The organism is Xanthocytophaga flava (genome assembly GCF_030068545.1).
Taxonomy (GTDB): domain Bacteria; phylum Bacteroidota; class Bacteroidia; order Cytophagales; family 172606-1; genus Xanthocytophaga; species Xanthocytophaga flava.
Map to the genome: position 1 here is coordinate 244,918 of NZ_JASJOR010000010.1, position 22,301 is coordinate 267,218.

The 22,301-nt window shown below is 37.1% G+C and carries 21 protein-coding genes; 9 read left to right on the forward strand and 12 right to left on the reverse strand.

Annotated elements, in window-relative coordinates; genetic code table 11:
- Nucleotides 1–131 precede the first annotated feature (131 nt).
- Nucleotides 132–593, reverse strand: a complete 462-nt coding sequence (locus QNI15_RS16685) for an Lrp/AsnC family transcriptional regulator (RefSeq protein WP_313984420.1) — start codon at nucleotides 591–593, stop codon at nucleotides 132–134.
- 416 nt (nucleotides 594–1,009) lie between these two features.
- On the opposite strand from QNI15_RS16685, the gene ald reads away from it, so the two are divergent.
- From ald to QNI15_RS16710, 5 genes are all read left to right on the forward strand, one after another.
- Nucleotides 1,010–2,140 (forward strand): alanine dehydrogenase, encoded by a 1,131-nt coding sequence (gene ald, locus QNI15_RS16690; RefSeq protein WP_313996786.1) that lies wholly within the window; start codon nucleotides 1,010–1,012, stop codon nucleotides 2,138–2,140.
- Nucleotides 2,141–2,746: 606 nt separating this feature from the next.
- Nucleotides 2,747–3,853 carry a sensor histidine kinase gene (locus tag QNI15_RS16695; RefSeq protein ID WP_314032653.1) on the forward strand — a complete coding sequence of 369 codons (1,107 nt, stop codon included), beginning with the start codon at nucleotides 2,747–2,749 and terminating at the stop codon, nucleotides 3,851–3,853.
- Nucleotides 3,854–4,077: 224 nt separating this feature from the next.
- Nucleotides 4,078–5,316 (forward strand): glycosyltransferase family 9 protein, encoded by a 1,239-nt coding sequence (locus tag QNI15_RS16700; RefSeq protein WP_314032654.1) that lies wholly within the window; start codon nucleotides 4,078–4,080, stop codon nucleotides 5,314–5,316.
- A gap of 82 nt (nucleotides 5,317–5,398) precedes the next feature.
- Nucleotides 5,399–7,093 (forward strand): ArnT family glycosyltransferase, encoded by a 1,695-nt coding sequence (locus QNI15_RS16705; protein WP_314032655.1) that lies wholly within the window; start codon nucleotides 5,399–5,401, stop codon nucleotides 7,091–7,093.
- 103 nt (nucleotides 7,094–7,196) lie between these two features.
- Complete coding sequence (locus QNI15_RS16710; RefSeq protein ID WP_313996777.1) at nucleotides 7,197–8,198, forward strand: beta-ketoacyl-ACP synthase III; 1,002 nt, start codon at nucleotides 7,197–7,199, stop codon at nucleotides 8,196–8,198.
- Nucleotides 8,199–8,290: 92 nt separating this feature from the next.
- Here the strand turns inward: QNI15_RS16710 and QNI15_RS16715 are convergent, their stop codons facing one another.
- The gene (locus QNI15_RS16715; RefSeq protein WP_313996775.1) at nucleotides 8,291–8,806 is read right to left on the reverse strand and encodes an FKBP-type peptidyl-prolyl cis-trans isomerase; all 516 of its coding nucleotides are present in this window, start codon (nucleotides 8,804–8,806) and stop codon (nucleotides 8,291–8,293) included.
- A gap of 380 nt (nucleotides 8,807–9,186) precedes the next feature.
- Here QNI15_RS16715 and QNI15_RS16720 point away from each other — a divergent pair, with 380 nt between their 5' ends.
- Nucleotides 9,187–9,789: a trimeric intracellular cation channel family protein gene (locus QNI15_RS16720; RefSeq protein WP_313996773.1), complete on the forward strand. Its 603-nt coding sequence runs from the start codon at nucleotides 9,187–9,189 to the stop codon at nucleotides 9,787–9,789.
- 130 nt (nucleotides 9,790–9,919) lie between these two features.
- Nucleotides 9,920–10,426 (forward strand): thioredoxin family protein, encoded by a 507-nt coding sequence (locus QNI15_RS16725; RefSeq protein ID WP_313996770.1) that lies wholly within the window; start codon nucleotides 9,920–9,922, stop codon nucleotides 10,424–10,426.
- Between the two features lie 47 nt (nucleotides 10,427–10,473).
- On the opposite strand, the gene QNI15_RS16730 is transcribed toward QNI15_RS16725, so the two are convergent.
- The 9 genes from QNI15_RS16730 to QNI15_RS16770 all read right to left on the reverse strand — a co-directional run bounded on the left by QNI15_RS16730 (nucleotide 10,474) and on the right by QNI15_RS16770 (nucleotide 19,639).
- On the reverse strand, nucleotides 10,474–11,046 hold the full coding sequence (locus QNI15_RS16730; protein ID WP_313996767.1) for a DUF1990 family protein: 573 nt from the start codon (nucleotides 11,044–11,046) through the stop codon (nucleotides 10,474–10,476).
- Between the two features lie 53 nt (nucleotides 11,047–11,099).
- Nucleotides 11,100–12,035 carry a hypothetical protein gene (locus QNI15_RS16735; RefSeq protein WP_314032657.1) on the reverse strand — a complete coding sequence of 312 codons (936 nt, stop codon included), beginning with the start codon at nucleotides 12,033–12,035 and terminating at the stop codon, nucleotides 11,100–11,102.
- Nucleotides 12,036–12,097: 62 nt separating this feature from the next.
- Nucleotides 12,098–12,976, reverse strand: a complete 879-nt coding sequence (locus tag QNI15_RS16740; RefSeq protein ID WP_314032658.1) for an MBL fold metallo-hydrolase — start codon at nucleotides 12,974–12,976, stop codon at nucleotides 12,098–12,100.
- A 154-nt stretch (nucleotides 12,977–13,130) separates the two neighbouring features.
- Nucleotides 13,131–13,739, reverse strand: coding sequence for a TerD family protein (locus tag QNI15_RS16745; protein WP_313996763.1), 609 nt, complete (start codon nucleotides 13,737–13,739; stop codon nucleotides 13,131–13,133).
- Between the two features lie 65 nt (nucleotides 13,740–13,804).
- Entirely contained in the window at nucleotides 13,805–14,362 is a 558-nt protein-coding gene (locus QNI15_RS16750; protein WP_314032659.1) for a TerD family protein, read from the reverse strand.
- 159 nt (nucleotides 14,363–14,521) lie between these two features.
- The gene (locus QNI15_RS16755) at nucleotides 14,522–15,340 is read right to left on the reverse strand and encodes a PspA/IM30 family protein (protein ID WP_314032661.1); all 819 of its coding nucleotides are present in this window, start codon (nucleotides 15,338–15,340) and stop codon (nucleotides 14,522–14,524) included.
- 400 nt (nucleotides 15,341–15,740) lie between these two features.
- Nucleotides 15,741–16,880 (reverse strand): lactonase family protein, encoded by a 1,140-nt coding sequence (locus tag QNI15_RS16760; protein ID WP_314032663.1) that lies wholly within the window; start codon nucleotides 16,878–16,880, stop codon nucleotides 15,741–15,743.
- A 40-nt stretch (nucleotides 16,881–16,920) separates the two neighbouring features.
- On the reverse strand, nucleotides 16,921–17,433 hold the full coding sequence (locus QNI15_RS16765) for a GNAT family N-acetyltransferase (protein WP_314032664.1): 513 nt from the start codon (nucleotides 17,431–17,433) through the stop codon (nucleotides 16,921–16,923).
- Nucleotides 17,434–17,482: 49 nt separating this feature from the next.
- Nucleotides 17,483–19,639, reverse strand: a complete 2,157-nt coding sequence (locus QNI15_RS16770; protein ID WP_314032665.1) for an outer membrane protein assembly factor BamB family protein — start codon at nucleotides 19,637–19,639, stop codon at nucleotides 17,483–17,485.
- Between the two features lie 157 nt (nucleotides 19,640–19,796).
- On the opposite strand from QNI15_RS16770, the gene kdsB reads away from it, so the two are divergent.
- Nucleotides 19,797–20,531, forward strand: a complete 735-nt coding sequence (gene kdsB, locus QNI15_RS16775) for a 3-deoxy-manno-octulosonate cytidylyltransferase (RefSeq protein WP_314032667.1) — start codon at nucleotides 19,797–19,799, stop codon at nucleotides 20,529–20,531.
- 53 nt (nucleotides 20,532–20,584) lie between these two features.
- On the opposite strand, the gene QNI15_RS16780 is transcribed toward kdsB, so the two are convergent.
- The gene (locus QNI15_RS16780; protein WP_313996753.1) at nucleotides 20,585–21,883 is read right to left on the reverse strand and encodes a cryptochrome/photolyase family protein; all 1,299 of its coding nucleotides are present in this window, start codon (nucleotides 21,881–21,883) and stop codon (nucleotides 20,585–20,587) included.
- A 162-nt stretch (nucleotides 21,884–22,045) separates the two neighbouring features.
- Here QNI15_RS16780 and QNI15_RS16785 point away from each other — a divergent pair, with 162 nt between their 5' ends.
- A complete protein-coding gene (locus tag QNI15_RS16785; protein ID WP_313996751.1) occupies nucleotides 22,046–22,258 on the forward strand; it encodes a hypothetical protein in 213 nt (70 codons plus the stop codon).
- Nucleotides 22,259–22,301 lie beyond the last annotated feature (43 nt).

Here is a 22,301-nt window from a genome sequence, read left to right on the forward strand (position 1 = left end):
AGCCTTTCTTATACTCTCCAAAATCCAGAAAATACAGTATGCTATATAATACCTCTGTTAAATAATGGAAAGGAAATATAAACTTTACATGAAGCAAGTTGACTAGTTCAACTTACTCCATATATTTTAATCTAAATATCGTAAGCAAGAGTATATTTTATTTCATTCAGTACAAAAGAGCTGTTTAGATTACCAATATTTTCAATAGTAGATAATTTATTGCGAACAAAGTCGTGATATTCACTCATATTCTTGACAGTCACCTTAAGCAGGAAATCAGTAGCGCCTGCAACATGATAACATTCCTGTACCTCATTGAATTGTTGAATCTCTTTTTCAAATTGTTCCACATTATCTTTTGTATGATGACGCAAAGAGACACTACAGAAAGAAGTTAACGTTTTGCCAATCTTCTCTTTATCCAGTAAAGTAATGTATTTCTTGATATATCCCTGATTTTCTAAACGTTTGATCCGCTCATATACAGGAGTAATGGTCATACCTAATCGGGCAGCGATTTCCTTATTGGTATAATGGGCGTTTTCCTGAAGCAGCCGCAGGATTGTAACGTCAAGATCATCTAATTCCTCCATAAAAAGAAAATTTTTCTAAAAAAACAGTTTACAAGTTACATTAAAAATAAAATATTACTATTAAATAAACTAAAATAAGTTTTATTTACCAAAAATTAAAATACTATTGGAAATAATTACTACATTCTTTAGTTTTGTCATAATAAAAGACCAATACTTCATCAACAAATATTATAGTATCAACAAACTAAAACGAAATACTTCGGAGGCTACAATCTCCGAAGTATTATTTTTAATATCATACTTTTTGTAAAAAATTATTTTGTAAAAGGAGCTTTTGACCGTTTTTCCTTCAAATATACGATGGTCCAAACAATCAATTACAATTTTTAAAAAGAAAGTAGACGAGTAATCAAGAATATTGATACAGATAAATAGAAAATACTTCATCAACAAATTAAAATTCCTCTTCAATTATGATTATTGGTGTTCCTAAGGAAATTAAAACCAATGAAAACCGTGTAGCAGTTACACCAGCAGGTGTAGCCGAACTAAAAAAACACGGACATCAGGTATATGTTCAGGCTGGCGCAGGAGAAGGCAGTGGGTTTGCCGATAAAACGTATATTCAGGCTGGGGCAGAAATTCTACCAACCATTGAAGCAACGTATGGTATTGCGGAGATGATAATAAAGGTAAAAGAACCTATTGCTAGCGAGTACGGACTTATCAAAGAAAATCAACTGGTATTCACTTACTTCCACTTTGCATCTTCTGAAGAACTGACTCACGCTATGATCAAAAGCAAGGCAATATGTCTGGCTTACGAAACAGTAGAAAAATCAGATAGAAGTCTTCCTTTGCTGGTTCCTATGTCAGAAGTGGCAGGACGGATGTCTATTCAGGCAGGAGCTAAATACCTTGAAAAAACGCACAAAGGCCGTGGTATCCTTCTGGGGGGTGTAGCAGGTGTAAAGCCAGCGAATGTATTGGTATTAGGAGGAGGAATTGTAGGAACACAGGCAGCAAAAATGGCTGCGGGTCTTGGAGCCAATGTAACGATTATGGATATTAGCCTGGCGCGTTTGCGTTATCTAGAAGATATTATGCCTACCAATGTAGACACGCTGGTTTCCAATGAGTATAATATCCGGGAGATGATACAAAACGCCGATCTAATTATTGGTGGAGTATTGATTCCTGGAGCAAAAGCACCTCGTCTTATCACACGTGATATGCTTTCCAGTATGAAGCCGGGTACTGTAATGGTAGATGTTGCGATTGATCAGGGTGGATGTTTTGAAACCAGTAAACCAACTACTCACGCAGATCCTGTTTATATTATAGATGATGTAGTACATTACTGTGTAGCCAATATGCCTGGAGCGGTGCCATATACATCTACATTAGCACTAACGAACTCTACTCTTCCTTATGCACTTCAACTTGCCAATAAAGGCTGGAAAAAAGCATGTCGTGAAAATCACGAGTTACAACTTGGACTAAATGTTATACAGGGAGACATAGTATATAAAGGTGTAGCAGAAGCATGGAATCTGCCATTGGTTGATGTTAACAATTACCTGGAGCTGGAAACAGTGCATTAATAATATTTCATATAAAAACAAACAACCCTGTAAAGATCTTTACAGGGTTGTTTGTTTTTATGTAAGTCATTTTTTCAGATAAGTTGGTAGTCAGTAGTATACTCGGATACTCCTATATTATTCTGCTACATAGATTCAAAAATTTTTGAGACGTAATGAAAAGTAGTAAATCACAAGAAAGATAAAACTGCCCAAATTCTCATAAGTAAATTTTGAATAAGAAAAATACAAAGACAGATGTATAAAAGGAGTCTATAACTTTTATATGATTATTACATAACCTATTGATTATCAAAACTAAAAACAGGCATTCGGTAACTAGAAAAATCAAAGCCTGACACTAACTATCTGAAAATCAAAAAAACTAGGAAAAGGTAAATGACGGAACTTTATCCTGCCCATTCAGATATATTAAAAGTAAACAGGTGCATGGGAGGCAGGTGTGAGTTTTTTTCAAAAAAAAACATCTTTTGTAAAGACTCCTACCTGTTTGCATCCAAATAAATATTAATCATACATGAACTAGAAAATACATATTTCTTTCTCACAGATAATTACTGCATCTTTATACTCCAATCGATAGAAGTTCCTGTTAAAGCATTGCCTATGAAATATTTATACCCAGCTTTTTTCAGGTCATCTTTGCTTTGTGCATTTGCAGCAGCTATTAGTACGGAAGGAATATCTTATCCAAAACTATCTGCAGCCCAAATGCAGGAAAGAGTGGAAACACTCCAGGCAGAGAACCAGATTCAAAGAATGTATATTACACTATTAATTATCGTAAGCATTATATTGACTATCCTTGTTGCTGTTGTCATATGGAGCCGAAAAAATATACAAGGCAATATGCATCTCGAAATAGAGAAAAAGCGACAGGAATTATTCGATATCCAGAATCAGGTTCAACAAGCCAATGAAGAGCTACGGGTTATCAATACGAATCTGGAAGCTATTGTGGAGGAGAGAACACTTAAACTAAGTAAGGTTAATCGGGAACTTGACATGTTCCTATATCGTGCCTCACATGATTTACGCCGTCCAATCACAACCCTGATGGGATTGGTTGAAGTATCAAAGCTTGGCTTTGATGAAGCATCAGGAAGAATGCTTTTTGAAAAGATCAATGACACTGCTATCAATATGGATAGTATGCTGGAGAAATTCTCAATGATCAATACGATCAATCATGACGAATATGAATGTGGGGAAGTTGATTTTGAAGATGTAGTGTGTCAGGTACAGCAATCTTCGATTATAAGTACTTACGCATCCAAAATTCAGTTTGATATAGATATAGAAAAAAATATCCGCCTCATATCTGAGCCCCGGCTTATTACATTTATTCTAAAAAACCTGATAGCAAACTCTGTTATTTTTCATTGTCGGACCAATCGTCAACCAGTAGTCAGATTAACAATCAAACAAATACAGGATTCCATAGCTATTGAATTGTATGATAATGGCATAGGAATTTCCAAAAGCATGCTTCCTGAAATTTTCCATTTATTCTATCGTGGTTCGGAAGTTTCCAAAGGAAATGGTTTAGGGTTATATGTTGTACAAAAGGCTATTGAAAAACTTAACGGACAGATTCAGGTAGAGAGTGAAGAAAATCAATGGACGAGTGTACACATAGTATTACCTCCTATGGAAGCCAAAACTATCGTGCTGTCATCAACAGGAACAACAACTTCATCTGCTATTGCATAAATTTTGACAGGAAGCAGACAGATTAGCAGTAATTGTCTACTTCCTATCCCTTTCATTAGACATTTTAAGATGTATTCTTAAAATTACTCCTCATTCAGCTACATTCTTAGTACTTATTAGTAGCTTTGCACCAAAAAAAGGAGCAGCGACCAACGATTATTCCTAATCTTTTGTTGTAGCTTTAGTTTACCTAGTCTTATTTTTGAGTAGAAATTTCCGTTATTATGAAACCAGATTCCATGCGGACTATCGACAGGTGGGCAGGTGTTCCTCTCACATTTCTGTTTTCGATAGTTTTATTTTTCACAGCTATTTTTCGAAAGCGCTCGGCAAAACCCAATCTTCATCATACATTATTCATTGAGCTTTCAGAAATGGGGAGTGCAATTATTGCAGATCCAGCTATGCGCAAGTTGAAAGCAGAAGGCAATGCTGAACTATACTTTGCAATCTTTAAATCCAATAAAAAAAGTCTTGATCTGCTAAAAACTATTCCAAGTGAAAATATATTTGGTATGCGATCTGAGAACATCTGGGTTTTAGCTGTAGATGTCATTAAATTTATATTCTGGTGCCGAAGCAAAAAAATCAACACAGTAATAGATCTTGAGTTATTTTCTCGATTTACGGCCTTATTAACAGCCTTGAGTGGGGCTAGTACCCGCATTGGATTTGGTAGCATACATGATGAAGGCCTATATCGTGGTAAGATTATTACCCATCCGGTTCGTTATAATGCACACGTTCATATATCCGTTAACTTCATTTCCCTCATTAACACAGCCTTAGGTTTTCATAATACGCCTTATCCTACACATCCCATTGACTTTCAGAGCATAAAGCTGGAAAAAGCTATCATCGACTCTAAAGATCAGCAAGAAGTACTGCAAAAGATAAAGAATTTATATCCACAACTTGGCCAACAAAAAATATTTCTTCTTAATGTGAATGCATCGGATCTCCTTCCTCAACGAAAGTGGTTACCTGAACGTTTTGCAGAGATTGGCCGTAACTTTCTGGAAAATAACCCGGATTGGATTATTCTTGCTACTGGGGCTCCTAATGAATATGAGTATGTAAAGAATGTAGTTGATATGATTAATGACTCCGGCTGTATCAATACAGCCGGAGCATTTAAATTTGAAGAATTAGTTCCTCTCTACAGTATTTCATCATTAATGTTAACAAATGATTCAGGTCCTGCCCATTTTGCATCTGTAACCAATTTGAAAACATTTGTTATTTTTGGTCCTGAAACACCTAATCTGTATCTTCCATTAGGTGGTAATGCTGAACCTATTTACCTAGGGCTTCCCTGCTCCCCCTGTGTAAGTGCAGCCAATCACCGAAAAACTACTTGTATTACAAGACCCTGTATAACAGGTATCAGTACCGCTATGGTACAGCAAAAAATTGATTCTTTTGTTCAATCCACATTTCCTGTATATATCAAAGCCACCTGAGTATAACAAAGGCATTATTCAAAAACCAACCTTGAATAATGCCTTTGTTATACCATAGTTCAGACTACCTACCTAATTTTATATGGGTAACCAAACCACACCTCTCCTACTCCCAGCCGAAAGCTCAATCAACCAATTTCTATTTATTGCACTTTGTAGCCTTATAGGGCTATTATATATTGCAGGATTACCCATCTACTTAATGGAGCCAGATGCAGCTGTGTATGCAATCTTGTCTAAAAATATGGTACAAAGTAGCAATTATTGGGACTTATATCTATATGACAAAGACTGGCTTGATAAACCTCACTTTCCCTTCTGGATTACTGCATTCAGCTTCCTTCTTTTTGGGGTTAATACAATAGCCTATAAACTACCCGCTTTACTGTTTATCCTGTTAGCTGCTTATTATACTTATCGTTTTGCAAAAGAATTGTATTCCACAGAAGTTGCGCGCCTGTCTGTGCTGATTTTGCTTACCGCTCTTCATCTGGTTATGTCTAATAGTGATGTAAGGGCAGAACCCTATCTGACTGGACTGGTCATTGCCTCGACCTATCACCTCTATCGATTACAACACCAATTTACATGGGGTCACCTGTTCTGGGGGGCACTCTATGCGGCTTGTGCCATTATGACCAAAGGTATCTTTACGATTGTTCCTATCGGTGGAGCGATTTTTATTGAGTTGCTGATAAAAAGACAGTGGAAGGATATGTTTCACTGGAAATGGTTGCTTGTTGGTATAATTACTTTGTTATTTACAGCACCTGAACTATATAGTTTATATCATCAGTTTGACATGCATCCGGAGAAAGAAGTCTTTGGTGAAACACATGTTTCAGGTATTCGTTTTTTCTTTTGGGATAGCCAGTTTGGCCGGTTCTTTAATACAGGCCCTATCAAAGGACAAGGAGATAAGTTCTTCTTTCTCCATACACTTTTATGGGCATTTTTGCCTTGGGGACTACTAATGTATTATGCTTTAATCAAACAGGTAAAGGAAAATATACAAAGGGTGCAGCAGGAGTTTTATACTATAGGAGGTGCATTTATTACTATTCTGCTATTTTCATTGTCACAATTTCAGTTACCTCATTATACAAACATTATTTTTCCATTCCTGGCTATCTTTACAGCCAAAGAAATAGTAATTATTGGCACCACCAGGAAAGGAGAATTATTCTATACATCTACTCAATACTTCACCATAGGAGTTTTACTTTTTGCTCCAGTACTACTCCATTATTTTTTCAGGCCAGAAACGATATCTTTCTGGTTTGTTTTGGCTGCTATATCTCTTATTGGCATTTTTGTATATCTGATTAGATCCACAATCCATTCCTGGTTAAAAGTATTTTACTATACATGCTTATCCTGTTTATTCTTTACCTTTTATCTCAATCTGATTTTCTACCCGACTGTCCTCCAATATCAGGCGTCTAGTGAAGCTGCATTTTATGCGAATAAATATTATCCCAATACACCTACTGCTGTCTTTGGAGACTTACGTACCCTTAGCTTTGACTTTTATGCTCACCAACATGTAAAGTGGTATTTTACACTGGATGAATTTAAACAGGTATATTCTACTAAACCAATGATTGTTTATACAACAATGGAAAAGCTACAGGAGCTGAAAAATGCAAATATTCCTTACCAGTTAGTAAAAGAATTTAAAGGTGTGCATGTAACTACACTTGCAGGTGAATTTATCAATCATGAAACACGTTCACAATCCCTTGAGACTTCTGTCTTAGTACTTATATCTCGTTAACATTCAGCTACATTTACTTTCATAACATAGGATTGTTCATTGGTATGATCAATCCTTTTTTTGTACTTTTGCCGACTTTTGTTTCAACTTTATACTTTAGCATATGCCTTATTCTCAAATAGTTGGTGTGGGACATTATGTTCCAGACAATGTGGTTACCAACCATGATCTGGAAAAACTGATGGATACCAGCGATGCTTGGATTCAGGAACGTACTGGCATTAAAGAACGTCGCTTTTTTACCCCTGGCAAGGATACCGTAACCAGTATGGCAACTCAAGCCTCACTGATAGCATTAGAACGCGCTGGAATGAAGCCTTCAGATATTGATTTCATTGTCTTTGCGACCATTACAGCCGATTATTACTTTCCAGGTTGCGGAGTATTATTACAAAGAGAACTCAATATTCCTGGAATTGGCGCACTGGATATCCGCAATCAATGTTCCGGATTTATTTATGCACTATCTGTAGCTGATCAGTTCATCAAAGCTGGCATGTATAAAAATATCCTTGTTGTGGGCTCTGAAATACAATCATCTTTTCTGGAGATGAGCACAGAAGGACGAGGAATAGCGGTTATTTTTGGAGATGGAGCAGGAGCTGTAGTACTTAAAGCAACGGATCACCCTGATCATAAGATTTTATCCACCCACTTACACGCAGATGGTCGGTTTGCAGAGGAACTTATTGTAAAAGATCCGGGAGGTAGCCGTCAGGGACGCTGGATTTCACACGAGATGATAGAGCAGGGTGGAACAACTGTTTATATGAATGGGCAAAACGTATTCAAACATGCAGTTGTTCGCTTTCCGGAAGTCATTAAAGAAGCCTTGGACACCAATGGGTTAGAAACCTCAGATATAGATGTATTAATTCCTCATCAGGCTAATTTGCGGATTACTAAATATGTAGGTGAACAATTAGGTTTACCTGAAGAAAAGATTGTCAGTAATATTCAGAAATATGGTAATACAACAGCCGCATCTATTCCAATTGCCTTAAGTGAAGCATGGGAAGCAGGTCGAATTCAATCAGGCAATCTGGTTTGCATGGCAGCTTTCGGTAGTGGTTTTACCTGGGCGTCTGCACTTATTCGCTGGTAATTTTTCTAAAACAAAAATTCCTGTTTCAGGAAAGTCACTTCAAGAGAAGCACTTCACACTGAAACAGGAATTTTCTCAATCAATAACAGTGATTAATGATGATGCCCACCAGGACCATGAACATGACGGTGAGTCAGTTCTTCCAGAGTAGCCTCACGGATATTGACCACTTTTCCAGTAAAATGCATATTCAGACCCGCTAATGGATGGTTGAAGTCCATTAGGATTGAATCATCAGCAACTTCAAGTACACGTCCCTGCATCTGATTGCCATCCTGATCCATCATAGGAAGTGTATTTCCTTCTTTTACCATTTCAGTATCAACTTTACCATCTACCTCGAAAATATGAATAGGCAGGCGCACAACGGCTTCTTCATCCACTTCACCATATCCTTCAGTTGGCTGAAGTGAAAAATCGAATGTATCTCCTTGCGTTAAGCCTTCCAAATTCTTCTCGAATTTCTCCAGCATATTACCAATACCATAGAGAAACACTAGTGGCTGATCTGCTTCTACTCTTTCTACTAACTCAGGCTCACTACCATCTGTATCGGTTACATGCAGTTCATATGTCAATGACACTACTGTTCTAGGTTCTACTTTCATGAAATAATTGATTTAGGTTTAATAAAACAGATATTCTTTTATGAATATATGAGAAAAGTCTTTAAAAATATCAAATAAAATACTGTACCAGAGGTATATGCAAATAACAGTTAAACGGAAAAGACTGTAACTGTAGACGTACGAAAAGAGGTTTACACAAACGATTTTTCAGGTGTTTTTCAGCAATTTTCTGCTTATCTGGCGTCCAGGTATGCAAAGGAAATAATTTTTATAAAGGAAACCAATGCTTTTACATATTTTCTGGCCAAACAATCTATTGTGCATGTCAAACCTTACTTCTGCATTCCAGATATCCAGTAGGAGTAATTTTATTCTTTGTTATCTTAGCCCAACCTTATTGCAGTATAATTTTCAGAGGAATGAACTGGTTACAAATTATTACCTATGCAGGTACGTTCATATTTGCCGTAACAGGAGCCTTGAAAGCTCGTACACACTTAATGGACATTTTTGGAGGAGCCGTATTGGCATTTGTAACTGCCTACGGGGGTGGTACTTTACGAGATATTCTCTTAGGAGTTAAACCCGTAAATTGGGTAAATGACAACATTGCACTAGGTTTGGTTATTAGTGCTCTTATCAGTGTATTCCTATTCAAAGAAAATCTAAAACGTTTTAATCGGATTATCTTTTTTACAGATGCAATTGGACTAGGATTATTTACAGCGTCTGGAATCAAGATAAGTCTGCAAAATGGAATCTCACCTACCTATGCAATTATTATGGGGGTAATCAGCTCTACTTTTGGTGGACTACTGGCAGATATTTTATGTAATGAGATACCAGCCTTATTACGAAAAGGCGAACTGTATGCAACAGCTTCTCTGATTGGAGGAATTGTATTCATTAGTCTGAAACATAATGGTATAAATGACAGCACGAATCTGTTGGTGTGTGTTGTGCTTGTTGTAAGCATCCGGATTCTTGCCAAACGAAAAAAACTGTATCTGCCAGAAATATAACTTCTTTGTTAATTAATCAGATTTCAACTCTTCTTCCTTCATAAATCTACAAATTACCTCCAATAGCAGAAAAATCCATTTATTTTTTATATTTACCCAAATCTTACTAACAATCTAACCCAACAACTATATGAAATCAGTTCTTCTTACTTTCCTTGTATGTGTTACATTAGTAGTCTCTACCCAAACATATGCTCAGGAAAAACCCAAATTATACAATCCAGAAGCGAATGCCCAGACAGAAATACAGAATGCAGTAAAAAAAGCTCAAGCAGAAGGCAAACACGTATTTTTACAAATCGGAGGAAACTGGTGTTCCTGGTGTTTAAAATTCAATAAATTTAGTACAACTGACACACAGTTGGATTCTTTATTTAAAGCCTCCTATGTCATTGTTCATGTAAATTACAGCAAAGAGAATCAGAACCTTCCTACATTAGAAAAACTGAGCTACCCACAACGTTTTGGATTTCCGGTATTTGTGATTTTGAATGACAAAGGAGATAGAATACATACACAAAATTCTGCCTACCTGGAAAAAGGAGATGGTTATGATAAAGAAAAAGTATTTGATTTCCTGAGCCAATGGACCAAAGCCTCTCTCGACCCTAAGCATTATCAGAAAAAAGCGAACTAGGTATTTTCAGAAGAATGCTACTTTCTAATCGGAAGTAGCGTTTTCTTTTACAAAGACATTTCTATTTCTCGTTTACAATTTTTTAAAGCAGCTTGTGTACAATATGTTTGATAGGGAATTGCCAAAACAGGACCTACTAACCTGATAAACCAGTTTCCGGGAGCTGAGAAAGTATGGATTCTAAAGACTAAACCTTTATTGGTTTGCTCAATAGTAAATGTAGAAATTCCTTTCTCTCCATGTCCTGCTAACGTCTCATAACTGAAGCCTTTCCGCGATGAGGTATTGATGATTTCTTTTATTCTTACTCCAAATATCATTTTCTGCGAAAACGACTTTACTGGTGGTAAAAATACTTGTTGTACAATGGTATCACCTGTACGCATACTTCTACCCTCAGCTTCCCATTGTCCAAAAGCTATCAATATATTTTCAGGAAATACTTTATAGGAAAACAAAGTCTGTAGATTCAGGTCCTCTATATTCCTATCTACGGTAAGGACAATTTCCGAGACTTTTTCTACCAGTCTAGTCCTATCATAAGGCATTACTGAGACCCTTTTGAATGTCTCCAATAATACAGGAAAGTTCTTTTGCTGATTTTTCAGGTAGATAAGCATTCAGACTAAAAGTATTGATCATTATATAGAAATTCAGATAGAACAATCCAGAATCAATCAGGGTATAAATCTGTATCCTCCTTTCTAATCCATCCATACAATTGTGTAGGTTGCTCTAAAAACTGAGGAAATTCACTGTTTACTGGCTTGGATTCGGGATTCATAGATACATACAACCATTCTTCGTCCTGATATCTTTTACTACCATATACTATTCCTTTACTCCCTATTGAGTATAAACTTATAGAATTACCTTCATTACCCCAAACTGGATTTTCAAATCCATCAAATGAAGCTGCCTCACACCTCAACTTAGATATTTTTTTCAAAGTGAAAGCAACTGGAGCACTTAGTTTCTGTGTTGGTTTTTCTAGACGATTTAAATAACCTAAAGTATTTACTAACGTCAAAGACACTTTCGAGCTATCAAACTTTATTGTATAAAAATATTCCACGATAGCAGGATCAGTACAACATCCAGGATTTATTATTGAGAATGAAGATAGTTTAGCTTCCTTGAAATTCATTTTAGTAACAACCTGATAACCGGAAAATATCTTTTTAATCCCTAGAGTATCTATCAGAAAAAATTCTGTAAGAAATGGTTCGCCTCCAGATTGTCCTTCATAGATTAGATCCAACTGATTATCTCCATTCAAATCAATAGTATGAAGATATTTAGCCCATTCTTCAAGAGATAAAGTAAGCCCTGTTCTTTTTGTCAGAGAGTCTGCTAGTTGTTGTGCATAGTAAGTAATCAATATTGTATCGCGTATTTTCTCATGGTCTCTAATAGTATTTTTATAGTAGTTATCATCATCATCTGTATATTCAATTGAATCTTGCCAGGCAAAATATCTTTCTATTAGTATAGAATCAGAAACAAGGGTGGTATCTGGACTGGGAGTGCTACTTTCCTTTACAGTTGAATCATTACCACACCCACTTAATAAACTAACAAAAAATACAATAAGAACAGATTTGTACATATACATCTACAAAAACAAACACGCTTTTAAAGGCAAATAAAGAATATCAAAATAGACAAATGCTACTGATTCACGGGTACTCCATTTAGAATATTCCGACTGATCTCTCCAGGCAATACTCGAAAAACAGGAATAGTAATGGCATACTTTTCACATAGTTGTTTGATACGCAGATCAATTTGTTCGGCAGAATAACGTGACGAAAAATGTCCCAGGATTAAGGTCTCAATAGTACTGGAACCTATCATCTCCATTACTTCCTCCAAGGTACTATGTTTATTACTATGGGGACGAATTTTAGCGTCTTCTTCCCCATCCAGAAAAGTTGCTTCATGAATCAGGATCTTTGTGTCTTTCCAGCGTTGGGGATCTTCGACAGGAGTATCACCTGAATAACTTATTAAATTAGTGCGAACTTCCACTGTTGTATTTACTTTTCCCTGTTCTTCTACTATTCGTTTTATCTCCATACCTGAAAGTTTTGCCAGTTCTGGTTTCAGTTTTCGTTTGGTCTGTACAATGTGATAACTCAGACTTTTAATTCCTTTGCCCTGAGTTACTACATGACCATTTTGAATAGGGATAGCTACTATATCCTCACGAATACGAATCTCCACTCCTTCTTTTGTCGGAATCCATTGAGTTCCATTCACATGTGGATCAAATTTCTTTGAGAATGCCTCCAGTGGAGGGAATGAACCACTATTCTGCGGATAATAAATAACAGGATACCCTGGTCTTGCATTTAACTGATTGAGTTGGAGCAAACCCGTTAAATGATCCCGATCTGCATGTGAGATTAAGACATGTTCTATTTTGCGACTCTTTTGCAGCAGCCCTGATGAAACACCATCGCCTGCATCAAATAATATCCCAAGCTCTTCAATAAAATACCAGGTTGAAAAAAGAGCTGTTGAATAGCCCGTAATTGTTAATTGCATTGCTTTTATAAATTGACTATACAAAGTATGGTAATTCTGTCATCATTCCCATACATCTTATTAAAATGAGAGGAAATAAATCATAAAAAAACACCTCAGATTATAGTATTAAAACTATTCTCTGAGGTGTTTAAACATGTATGATCTTGTATTACTACAGATATTTTTCCCGAATAACTTTTATTGTTCCGGCTATATCTTTGGCTTCTATAGGTTCACCGATGGCAGTAAAGGTCCATCTTCCACCAGGAGCACGATTCATTTTAGCCATTACCATAGAGGTAAATCCTTTGAATGAAGAATCACCAGACAAATCATAACTGGCAAATACCTTATTTGGATTATGGTGCTCTCCTTCTATAATCCGAATCTTTGAATACGGAATATCCGAGAAATCCTGTTGCTTGAAGGAGTTCAGGTAAAACACAATGGTATCTACATCTGCAGAAACCTTTTGCAGATCAATGTAAATAACTTCATTGTCTTTGTTATCGGCAGAACTATCCCCTACTCTATCATCACCACTGTGCCGAATCGCTTTATCATTAGACACAAGCTTGCGATAATATACTGTATCCTTTTCTTTCTTTTTAGTATCAAACATGGTCACAGATCCATCCAGATCGACAGATTCTTTGTCGTTGAAAAGGCCAAAGAAAGATTTTTTATTGATTACACCCCAGTCAAGGCCAATACATATATGTTTGAAATCTTCTCCGTTTTTTTCCAGAGAGATTTGTGAGTTCTTCTTTAAATTAATCATTGTACTAAATATAATATGCAAATAAGTAAAGCAGAATTACAACCTCTTATCTTGTATGAAGATCATTACGCAAACATATCGACCAATCCCTGTAACTCATTTTGAGTTCCCTGAGATGCAGCATGAAAGTGCCACTCACCACCAGACTTACGAATGCGACCAAAAACTACTGCATTCTCGCCAGCATGGCTAGCATCCAGGTCGTAACGGGCAATTTCTTTCTGATTATCAACATCTACAATACGGATATAGGCATCTTTCAATAAGCCATAATTATGACGACGGGCGATTGCATCATGAATAGAAACACAAATTACCAGATCTTCAGCAGCAGGATTGATATTTTCCAGATTTACCAGTATTACTTCATCATCGTCATCAGCAGAACCACTCCGGTTATCCCCCAAATGTTGTACAGAGCCATCTGGAGATTTCAGGTTATTGTAAAATACAAAGTATTCATCTGAGATCAGCCTGTTGGTAGCACCCAGTATAAAAACTGAGGCATCCAAATCAAGTGTATACGAAGACATTTCCCAACCCAATCCAACCATAACCTTGTTCAGTTTGGGCATTTGCTTGGTCAGATTAATAGAACCGCCTTTTTTCAGATTGATTGACATAAGTGTTTGAGTTAAGTGAGTGTTTGGATATATATAGTTTTTGCTTTAATGTAATTTGTAATGAAAATAGTATTCCTACTCCTGCCAAATTATATCTGAAATGATTCAGAACAATTTGGCAGGATCGAAAAGTAAACAACCTCTTTATCAGAAATCTGATTACTTTTTATTAAAGAAGTCGTCGATTTTTTTGTTGATGTCTTCCTTAGGAGCAGGCTGAATCTTCAACTGGTTGGTGTTGGTACTCCGGTTTAGCTCATCAAACATTTGCTGAATGTCCACAATTTTCTGTTCTTCTTTCTGCTTGCTCTTCAGCGCCAGTTCTTCTTTCAGCTTATCCAGATCAGATTGTACACTAATGGTATTTTCCAGTGCTTTAAACTCTTTTTCCAACTTATTTTTATCACTATTCAGTTGGGTTAAGCTTTCAGCCTCAGCCTCCATCTGATTGATGGTATTCTCGTATTTCTCAATGTTTGCCAAAGCAGAACCATTTACACCGCTAAGAGATTCCGCGATCTGTTTTTGAGCTTTGGCACTTTCAGCCTTCGCTGTATAGATAGACTGACGAGTCTTTAGCTCTTCCAGTTTAAGTTTGTAATCGTCCAGTTGTTCCTGTAACTGTCCCACTATTTTAGCAGCATTCTCAGCCAAAAGTTTGTATTCAACCTCTTTCTTATCTGCCAGTGCTTTTTGTGTCAACGCTTTTTGAGCCAGATCTTCTTTGCCAGATTGTAGAGCTGCGGCTGCTTTCTGGTACCAGTTCATACTTTCGAGCTTAAACTGATCATGATCTTTCTCCAGCTTTTTCTGATTTGCCATAGCTACTGCCAATGCCTTTGTAGCTTTTCCAATAGCTTGCTCTAACTCTACAGTGGCAAGCTTAATCATCTGCACAGGATCTTCGATGTGATCCAATGCATCATTGGCTTTTGCTTTACCAATATTAAAGAGTCTTTGTAGTAAGGATGACCACATAATTATTCAAATTATATATAGCGAAACTGTTTTTTCAATAGAACAACTCTTGATGGGAAACTTATAGAATTGGTAACCCCATCAAAATGAAAAATAGTATACATACATTATTCACTCATGCTCACCAAGTAACCATAACAACCTATTTATCAACCGCTTGCATCGTTATTCCTTCATCGAAAAATATTTTATTACATGTAGCAAAATGCTGCTTTTCGTAAATTTCCTCAAAAGATAACACTATAGGTATACCAAATATTGTATAAAATACTAGAAAATCGGTTTGAATTTATAGCATTTATTTATACTACCTCTACTCAGAGAAACTCTTTACGAAAATAGTGTAAACTATAAGAAAAGTAAAAGTATATAACTGCGCCTTCTATTACTATCAAATTTCTTAATCGAGTGCTAACATTTTTAAACAGGACGGCCCAGGTATATTGAGTGCAGTATTTGTCTTAGTCAACAATCCTGTTTTACGATCCCTCTTTAGAACAACTACCGAATTAGATATTTCATTCGCAACTAACAGGTATCTTCCAGTAGGATCAATCATAAAGTTTCTGGGATGGTCTCCATAAGTAGACTCATATCCTATACTTGTAAGCTTACCACTTTTCTGATCAATTTTGAAAATAGCAATGGTATTTTCTTTAGCCCGATTGGAAACATATAGGAAATGACCATCTGGAGAAATATGAATGTCTGCACTGGCATAAGGGCTTGGTGTAGCTGCCTCATGAGCAAGGATGCGTTGAATGGAATCAAGCTTTCCATTATTGATATAGGTATAAGCAGCAACCGTTCCACTCAATTCCTCAGCACAATAGGCAAACTTTTTATTGGGATGGAAAACAAAATGTCTTGGGCCACTTCCTGGAACAGCATACGTGGCAGGTGTTGATGCAAACTGTAATGGTTTAGTAACTAAAGCATCAAAAGAAAAACACCGGATCTTATCTGCACCCAAATCAGGCACAAAAACAAACTTTTCATCAGGAGCAAAAACGGTAGCATGAATATGAGACTTATTGTCTCTTTGATTTACAATGGTGCTGTCAGTATAACGAATTATCTGGCCAGCAGGAAGAATACTTCCATCGTTTGCCAGTGGAAATACGGTAATACTGGTTCCTGTATAACTACCACTAATTAACCATTTCCGGCTACTGTGCTCAGCTATATACACAGGATTATCTCCACCGCAAGGTTGTTTATTCACAAATGTAAGTACACCAGTCTGTTTATTAAAAGCGAAACAACTCATATTGCCTGATCCTGATAGTCGGCTTTCAGTACAGGAATACACAAATTTACCATCAGGTGAGACAGTCAGATAGGATGGATTAACAAGTTTCTGTGTATTACTAACTTTGGTTAATGTACCTGCTTTGCTATCAAAACGATATACATGTATTCCATCTCCTCCTGCAGGACCTGTAAATGTTCCTATAAAGAGATAGAAGTTTTGAGCAAATCCGCCGTGTGTTTGTAAAAAAATGATTATAAATACAAGTAGTGGTTTAAATACCCTCATAAAACGACAGAAACAAGTTTTGTGGTTCATTAAACAATTTTTAATCAGACTTCCGGATTATAAACTCATATTCTACGTCATCACCCATAAGGTCTTGTGTCTTAACAAAACTTAGGCGATTCAGAAGGTGCAATGCTGGATTATTATGTTTGGTTGTAATAGCGATTATTTTCTTTAGTCCCATCTGTTCTTTTCCAAACCCAATAGCTAACTGAAGTGCAGAAGTCATATACCCTTTTCCATAATATGCTGGTCTTAAAATACATCCCAATTCTCCTGTTGCATCTGCAAAACCACGATAATAACCACAGGTTCCTACCAGTATAGTAGTAAGCTTATCAAAAATTCCCCAATGGATAGAAGTACCATCCTGATAATCAACATCAATTTTTTGTAGCATAGCAGACGCTTCTTCTATAGTTGAAGCCCTTTTACCATCGTAAAATGAAATGTCCAGAATATCTTTGATCTCTTCTGATTTAATCTGTCTCAGCAAAATTCTTTCATTACTTACAATAGGATACTCTTTATAAGGTGGCAATTGTAATTCCATTAAACTATGTATATTTTATGTATACAGTTAACTCCTTAGTATTTTCTTCTCATTTTTCAGGTAAAGCAAAGGCTACATAGCTATCTCCTGACTTTGTGTTCATCTTTCCACCACCACAAGCAATTACCACATATTGCTTTCCGTTTACGGCATAGGTACTGGGGGTTGCATATCCCCCTGCAGGAAGTTGAGTCTCCCATACGATCTTACCTGTTTTCTTATCAAAAGCCCTGAATTTTTCATCTTTCGTTGCTGCGATAAAAAGTAATCCCCCTGCGGTTACGACAGGACCTCCATAATTCTCTGTACCTGTAACAGCAATGCCTTTAGTTGTCAAATTCGTATATTCTCCTAAAGGTACTTTCCATAAGTATTCCCCTGTATTCATATCAATAGCATTCAAAGTACCCCAAGGTGGCTTGATTGCAGGATAACCATCCTTGTCTACAAACCGATTGTATCCGGTAATAGTATAGGGTACCCCCAATGTACGCATATCAGCTAATGAGCCCGGTTCTTTCTGTTGGGGAACCTTGTCAAATAAAAAATTCACTAATGCCTCACGTTCTGAATCCTTTAAAGCTGCAAATGCAGGCATAAATCCTTTTCCTGTTTTCAGAAGATTGAGTGCATAAGTCTCTGTACGTCGTTTCTTTACATCTATAAGGGATGGATATACACCATTTCCTTGTCGATTTGCACCATGACAACTGGTACAATTGGTTGCAAACAACTGCTTGGCCTCGCTATGTGGGTCACTGGCATTAACAGTCGGAATATCTATCATTTGCAATATCCAGGGCATCTCATTGGAATTGATGTATAAGATCCCATCAGGATCAGCCGCAGCACCACCCCATTCTGCGCCACCATCAAATCCAGGCAAGATTACAGTACCCTCACGACTGGGTGGAATAAAATTCTCACCTGTTTTAACAGTTTTAAGCTTGGCAATCAACGAATCTTTTTGTGTAGAGAAAGAGTTTACATCTGCGACCTCAAATGATTGTCTGGCAAATGGTTGGGGTTTTACAGGTCTGGGTTGTGTAGGCCAGGCTTTTTCGCCGGGCATAGTAGATTCCTGTACAGGCTTTTCTTCTATTGGAAAGAGAGGTCGTCCGGTTTCCCGTTCAAACAAAAATACAAAACCGGATTTGGTAGTCTGTGCTACAGCATCGATCTTTTTACCATTTTGTGTTACCGTAATCAGGTTGGGTGGTGATGGCAAATCCCGATCCCATATATCATGATGTACAGTCTGAAAATGCCAGATTCTTTTCCCGGTTCTGGCATCCAGGGCAATCAAACAGTTGGCAAATAAATTTTGTCCTTTCCTATTTCCGCCATAAAAATCAAAAGCAGCTGACCCTGTAGGAACAAACACAATTCCTCGCTGTGAATCGACAGCCATACCAGTCCAGCAATTAGCTCCTCCTATCTTTTTCCAGGAGTCCTTATCTTCCCATGTATCATATCCATATTCTCCGGGTTGCGGAATCGTATGAAAAATCCATTCTCGTTTACCAGTCCGAATATTATAGGCTCTTACATGTCCTGGTGCAGCATCAGCTGTTTCAGACAAACGCATACCCATAATCAAAAAGTCTTTGTAGGTTACCCCAGGTGTATTGGAAACAATGAAAAAATCTTTCTTATCATAATCCAGTTCTTTGCGCATATCCACTCGTCCACTATCTCCGAAACTTGCAATAGGTTTACCAGTTCTGGCATCCAAGGAAAATAAAAACGAACCTGCAGTAAATAGGATTCTCTGATCATCATCCGAATCAGACTTCCAGTATGTTACGCCTCTGTTTGTTCCTGCACTTGCATTTTTCCCACCCCAAAAATCAGCCGCACTAAACTTCCAGATTTCCTTTCCTGTAGCGGCATTCAACGCAAACACCTCAATTCGAGGCGAAGTAGCATATAGTATTCCATCTATGATTATCGGATTACATTGTATCTGTGTTTGGTTATTGGTTGTATCCCTTCCTCCAGACTGGTATGTCCAGGCAACCTGCAACTGGTTTACATTTTGTAAATTAATCTGCTCCAGCGTTGAGTAGTGGCTTCTGGCCGCATTTCCAAGATATTCAGGCCAGTCATTACCAGATTGCCCAGGTAGGGAGTCTTTTTGTTGAGTGCAGGAGTTAAATAAAAGAAATAGTAAACTAAGATGGAATAATCGGGAGAGTTGTATCATGGATAAAGTAGGTATACATGTAAATGTAGATATCTATCTCTTCAAAGTAATATAAATTCTTACAAATGTTCAAATATACACCAAGTCTGTTCAAAAAACATCTTCTCCAAAAACAAAACCTTTTATCTTTGCTGCTTCATATTTCTATCCAAACTTTATGAATATACTTGGAGTTATTCCGGCTCGTTATGCATCTACACGTTTTCCTGGAAAAATGCTGGCAGACATTGCTGGTAAATCCATGGTACAACGAGTGTACGAACAAGCTAAAAAAGCAGAATCGTTAGCCAAAGTAATTGTGGCAACAGACAATGAATTGATTTTTAATCATGTACAAGACTTTGGAGGTGAGGTTGTGATGACAGCTGAAGAGCATCCCAGTGGTACGGATCGCTGTTATGAAGCATTTCAGAAAGCTGGTGGACACTATGATTTCGTTGTAAATATTCAGGGGGATGAACCATTTATTCATCCCGCGCAGATTGACACACTTACCTCTGTCCTATCTCCTGAGGCTGAGTTATCTACTTTGATAAAGACCATTGAAGACTATCATACCTTAACAGATATTGGAGAAGCGCATGTTGTAATTAACACTCGTCAGGAGGCTATTTATTTTAGTCGTAGCATTATTCCTTTTGTTCGGGGTGAAGCTACTGAAAACTGGCTTCATAAGCATACATTTTACAAGCACGTGGGGTTGTATGCCTATCGTACTGATATTTTGAAGGCTATTACTCAATTACCTGTATCTTCTTTAGAAAAGGCAGAATCACTGGAACAGTTGCGCTGGATTGAAAATGGCTATCGTATCAAGGTTGCTTTTACAGAAATGGAAAGTGTTTGTATAGAAACGCCCGAAGACCTCGAGCGAGTATTAAAAACACTATAGATTGCGTATGTTTCTCTGGAATAAGTACGCCATTCCAGAGAAACAATATACACTTAACTTTGAAGAGCTTTTTTGTAAGCCTTTAAAACTCTCTCTCTGGCAGATTCATGCTCTACAATAGGAGCAGGATAATTCTCAGTCCCTACCTCAGGCACCCATTTTTTAATGTATGCCTGAGACTTATCAAATTTTTGTGTTTGTAATGCCGGATTAAAAACCCTAAAATATGGAGCAGCATCACATCCACTACCCGCCGCCCATTGCCAATTGCCATTATTACTTGCTAATTCATAATCCAATAACTTACGGGCAAAGTAAGCCTCTCCCCAACGCCAGTCAATCAACAGATGTTTTACTAAGAAGCTAGCTGTAATCATTCGTACCCGGTTGTGCATAAAGCCTGTTTCATTCAATTGTCTCATACCTGCATCTACAATAGGATAACCTGTTTGTCCATCACACCATTTTTGAAATTCTTCAGGATTATTACGCCATTGTATCCGATCATAGGCAGGCTTAAAAGCGTGTTTCTCCACCTGTGGAAAGTTTGCCAATATCATCATAAAAAACTCCCGCCATATTAATTCATTTAACCAGACTTCATTCCATTGTCTGGCTTTTGATACCAGTTGCCGAATACTTACTGTTCCAAACCGCAAATGTATTCCAAGATGTGTGGTTGCGTCCAAAGCTGGATAATCCCTATTTTTTGCATACGAAACCACTGTATGTTCTTCGACTTCAGAAGTAGGAATATACAATGGGGATAGTACAAAACCCATATCTGTTAGAGAGGGTAATGCCTCTACCTTTACAGTATATAAGTTGGTAAAATACTGATTGCAGTTATATGCAGCCAGATCTTTATCTGTCAACTGGCTTTTCCACTTTTTGCTGTAGGGTGTAAATACTGTATAGGGTTCATTTTTTCCATTCAAAACCTCTCTCTTTTCAAAAATCACCTGATCTTTATATGTTCTCAACGGAATATTGTGTATTTTGAGTATGGTCTGTATTTCATCATCCCGCTGTATAGCATAGGTTTCATAATCATGATTGGTATAAACTTCCGCGATATCATAATCATTTACTAACTTTTTCCATATATCAACAGGTTTGCCATAGTAAGCCAGCAATGTACCTCCAACCGCTTCCAGTTCCAATCTCATCTTTTGAATTGCCTCATAAATAAATGTTACACGGGGATCATCCTGATCTTCAAGCTGTGAAAGAATTGTCTGATCAAAAATGAATAATGGCAATACAGGATATTTACTTTGCAGTGCAGCAGAGAAACCGGCATTATCTTCCAGGCGCAGGTCACGCCGAAACCAAAAAAATGCAATTTTCATGTGATAGAATAAAATTATTATCAATGTCCTTGATAGAGTGAGTCAATCGTTCGGACATCAATCAGATTCTATACAAATCAAAAAAGTGGGAAATTGTTTTGATAAATTATCCTCTATGCCAAAAAAGATTGTATTTTCGATGTGACATATTTTTTTACACACATGAAAAGTATTCTACCTGCCTTCATTTTTGCCGAGGTTCATTTCAGCGATATGGCTGGCATGGGCTTCTTTTTTCTGCTACTGGCAGCTTTTATTCTGTTTATAGGTTTGATCTTACTGATACCAAAGCCCAGCAGAAAGGTTGGCAAGATAGTTTGTTTGATAGGGTTGGGATGTTTCCTCGCTGGAGGAACAATGTGTGCTGCCGGATAATTTTTTCAGAAAAGAAGAGTGAGATGAGAAAATACTATCTCAC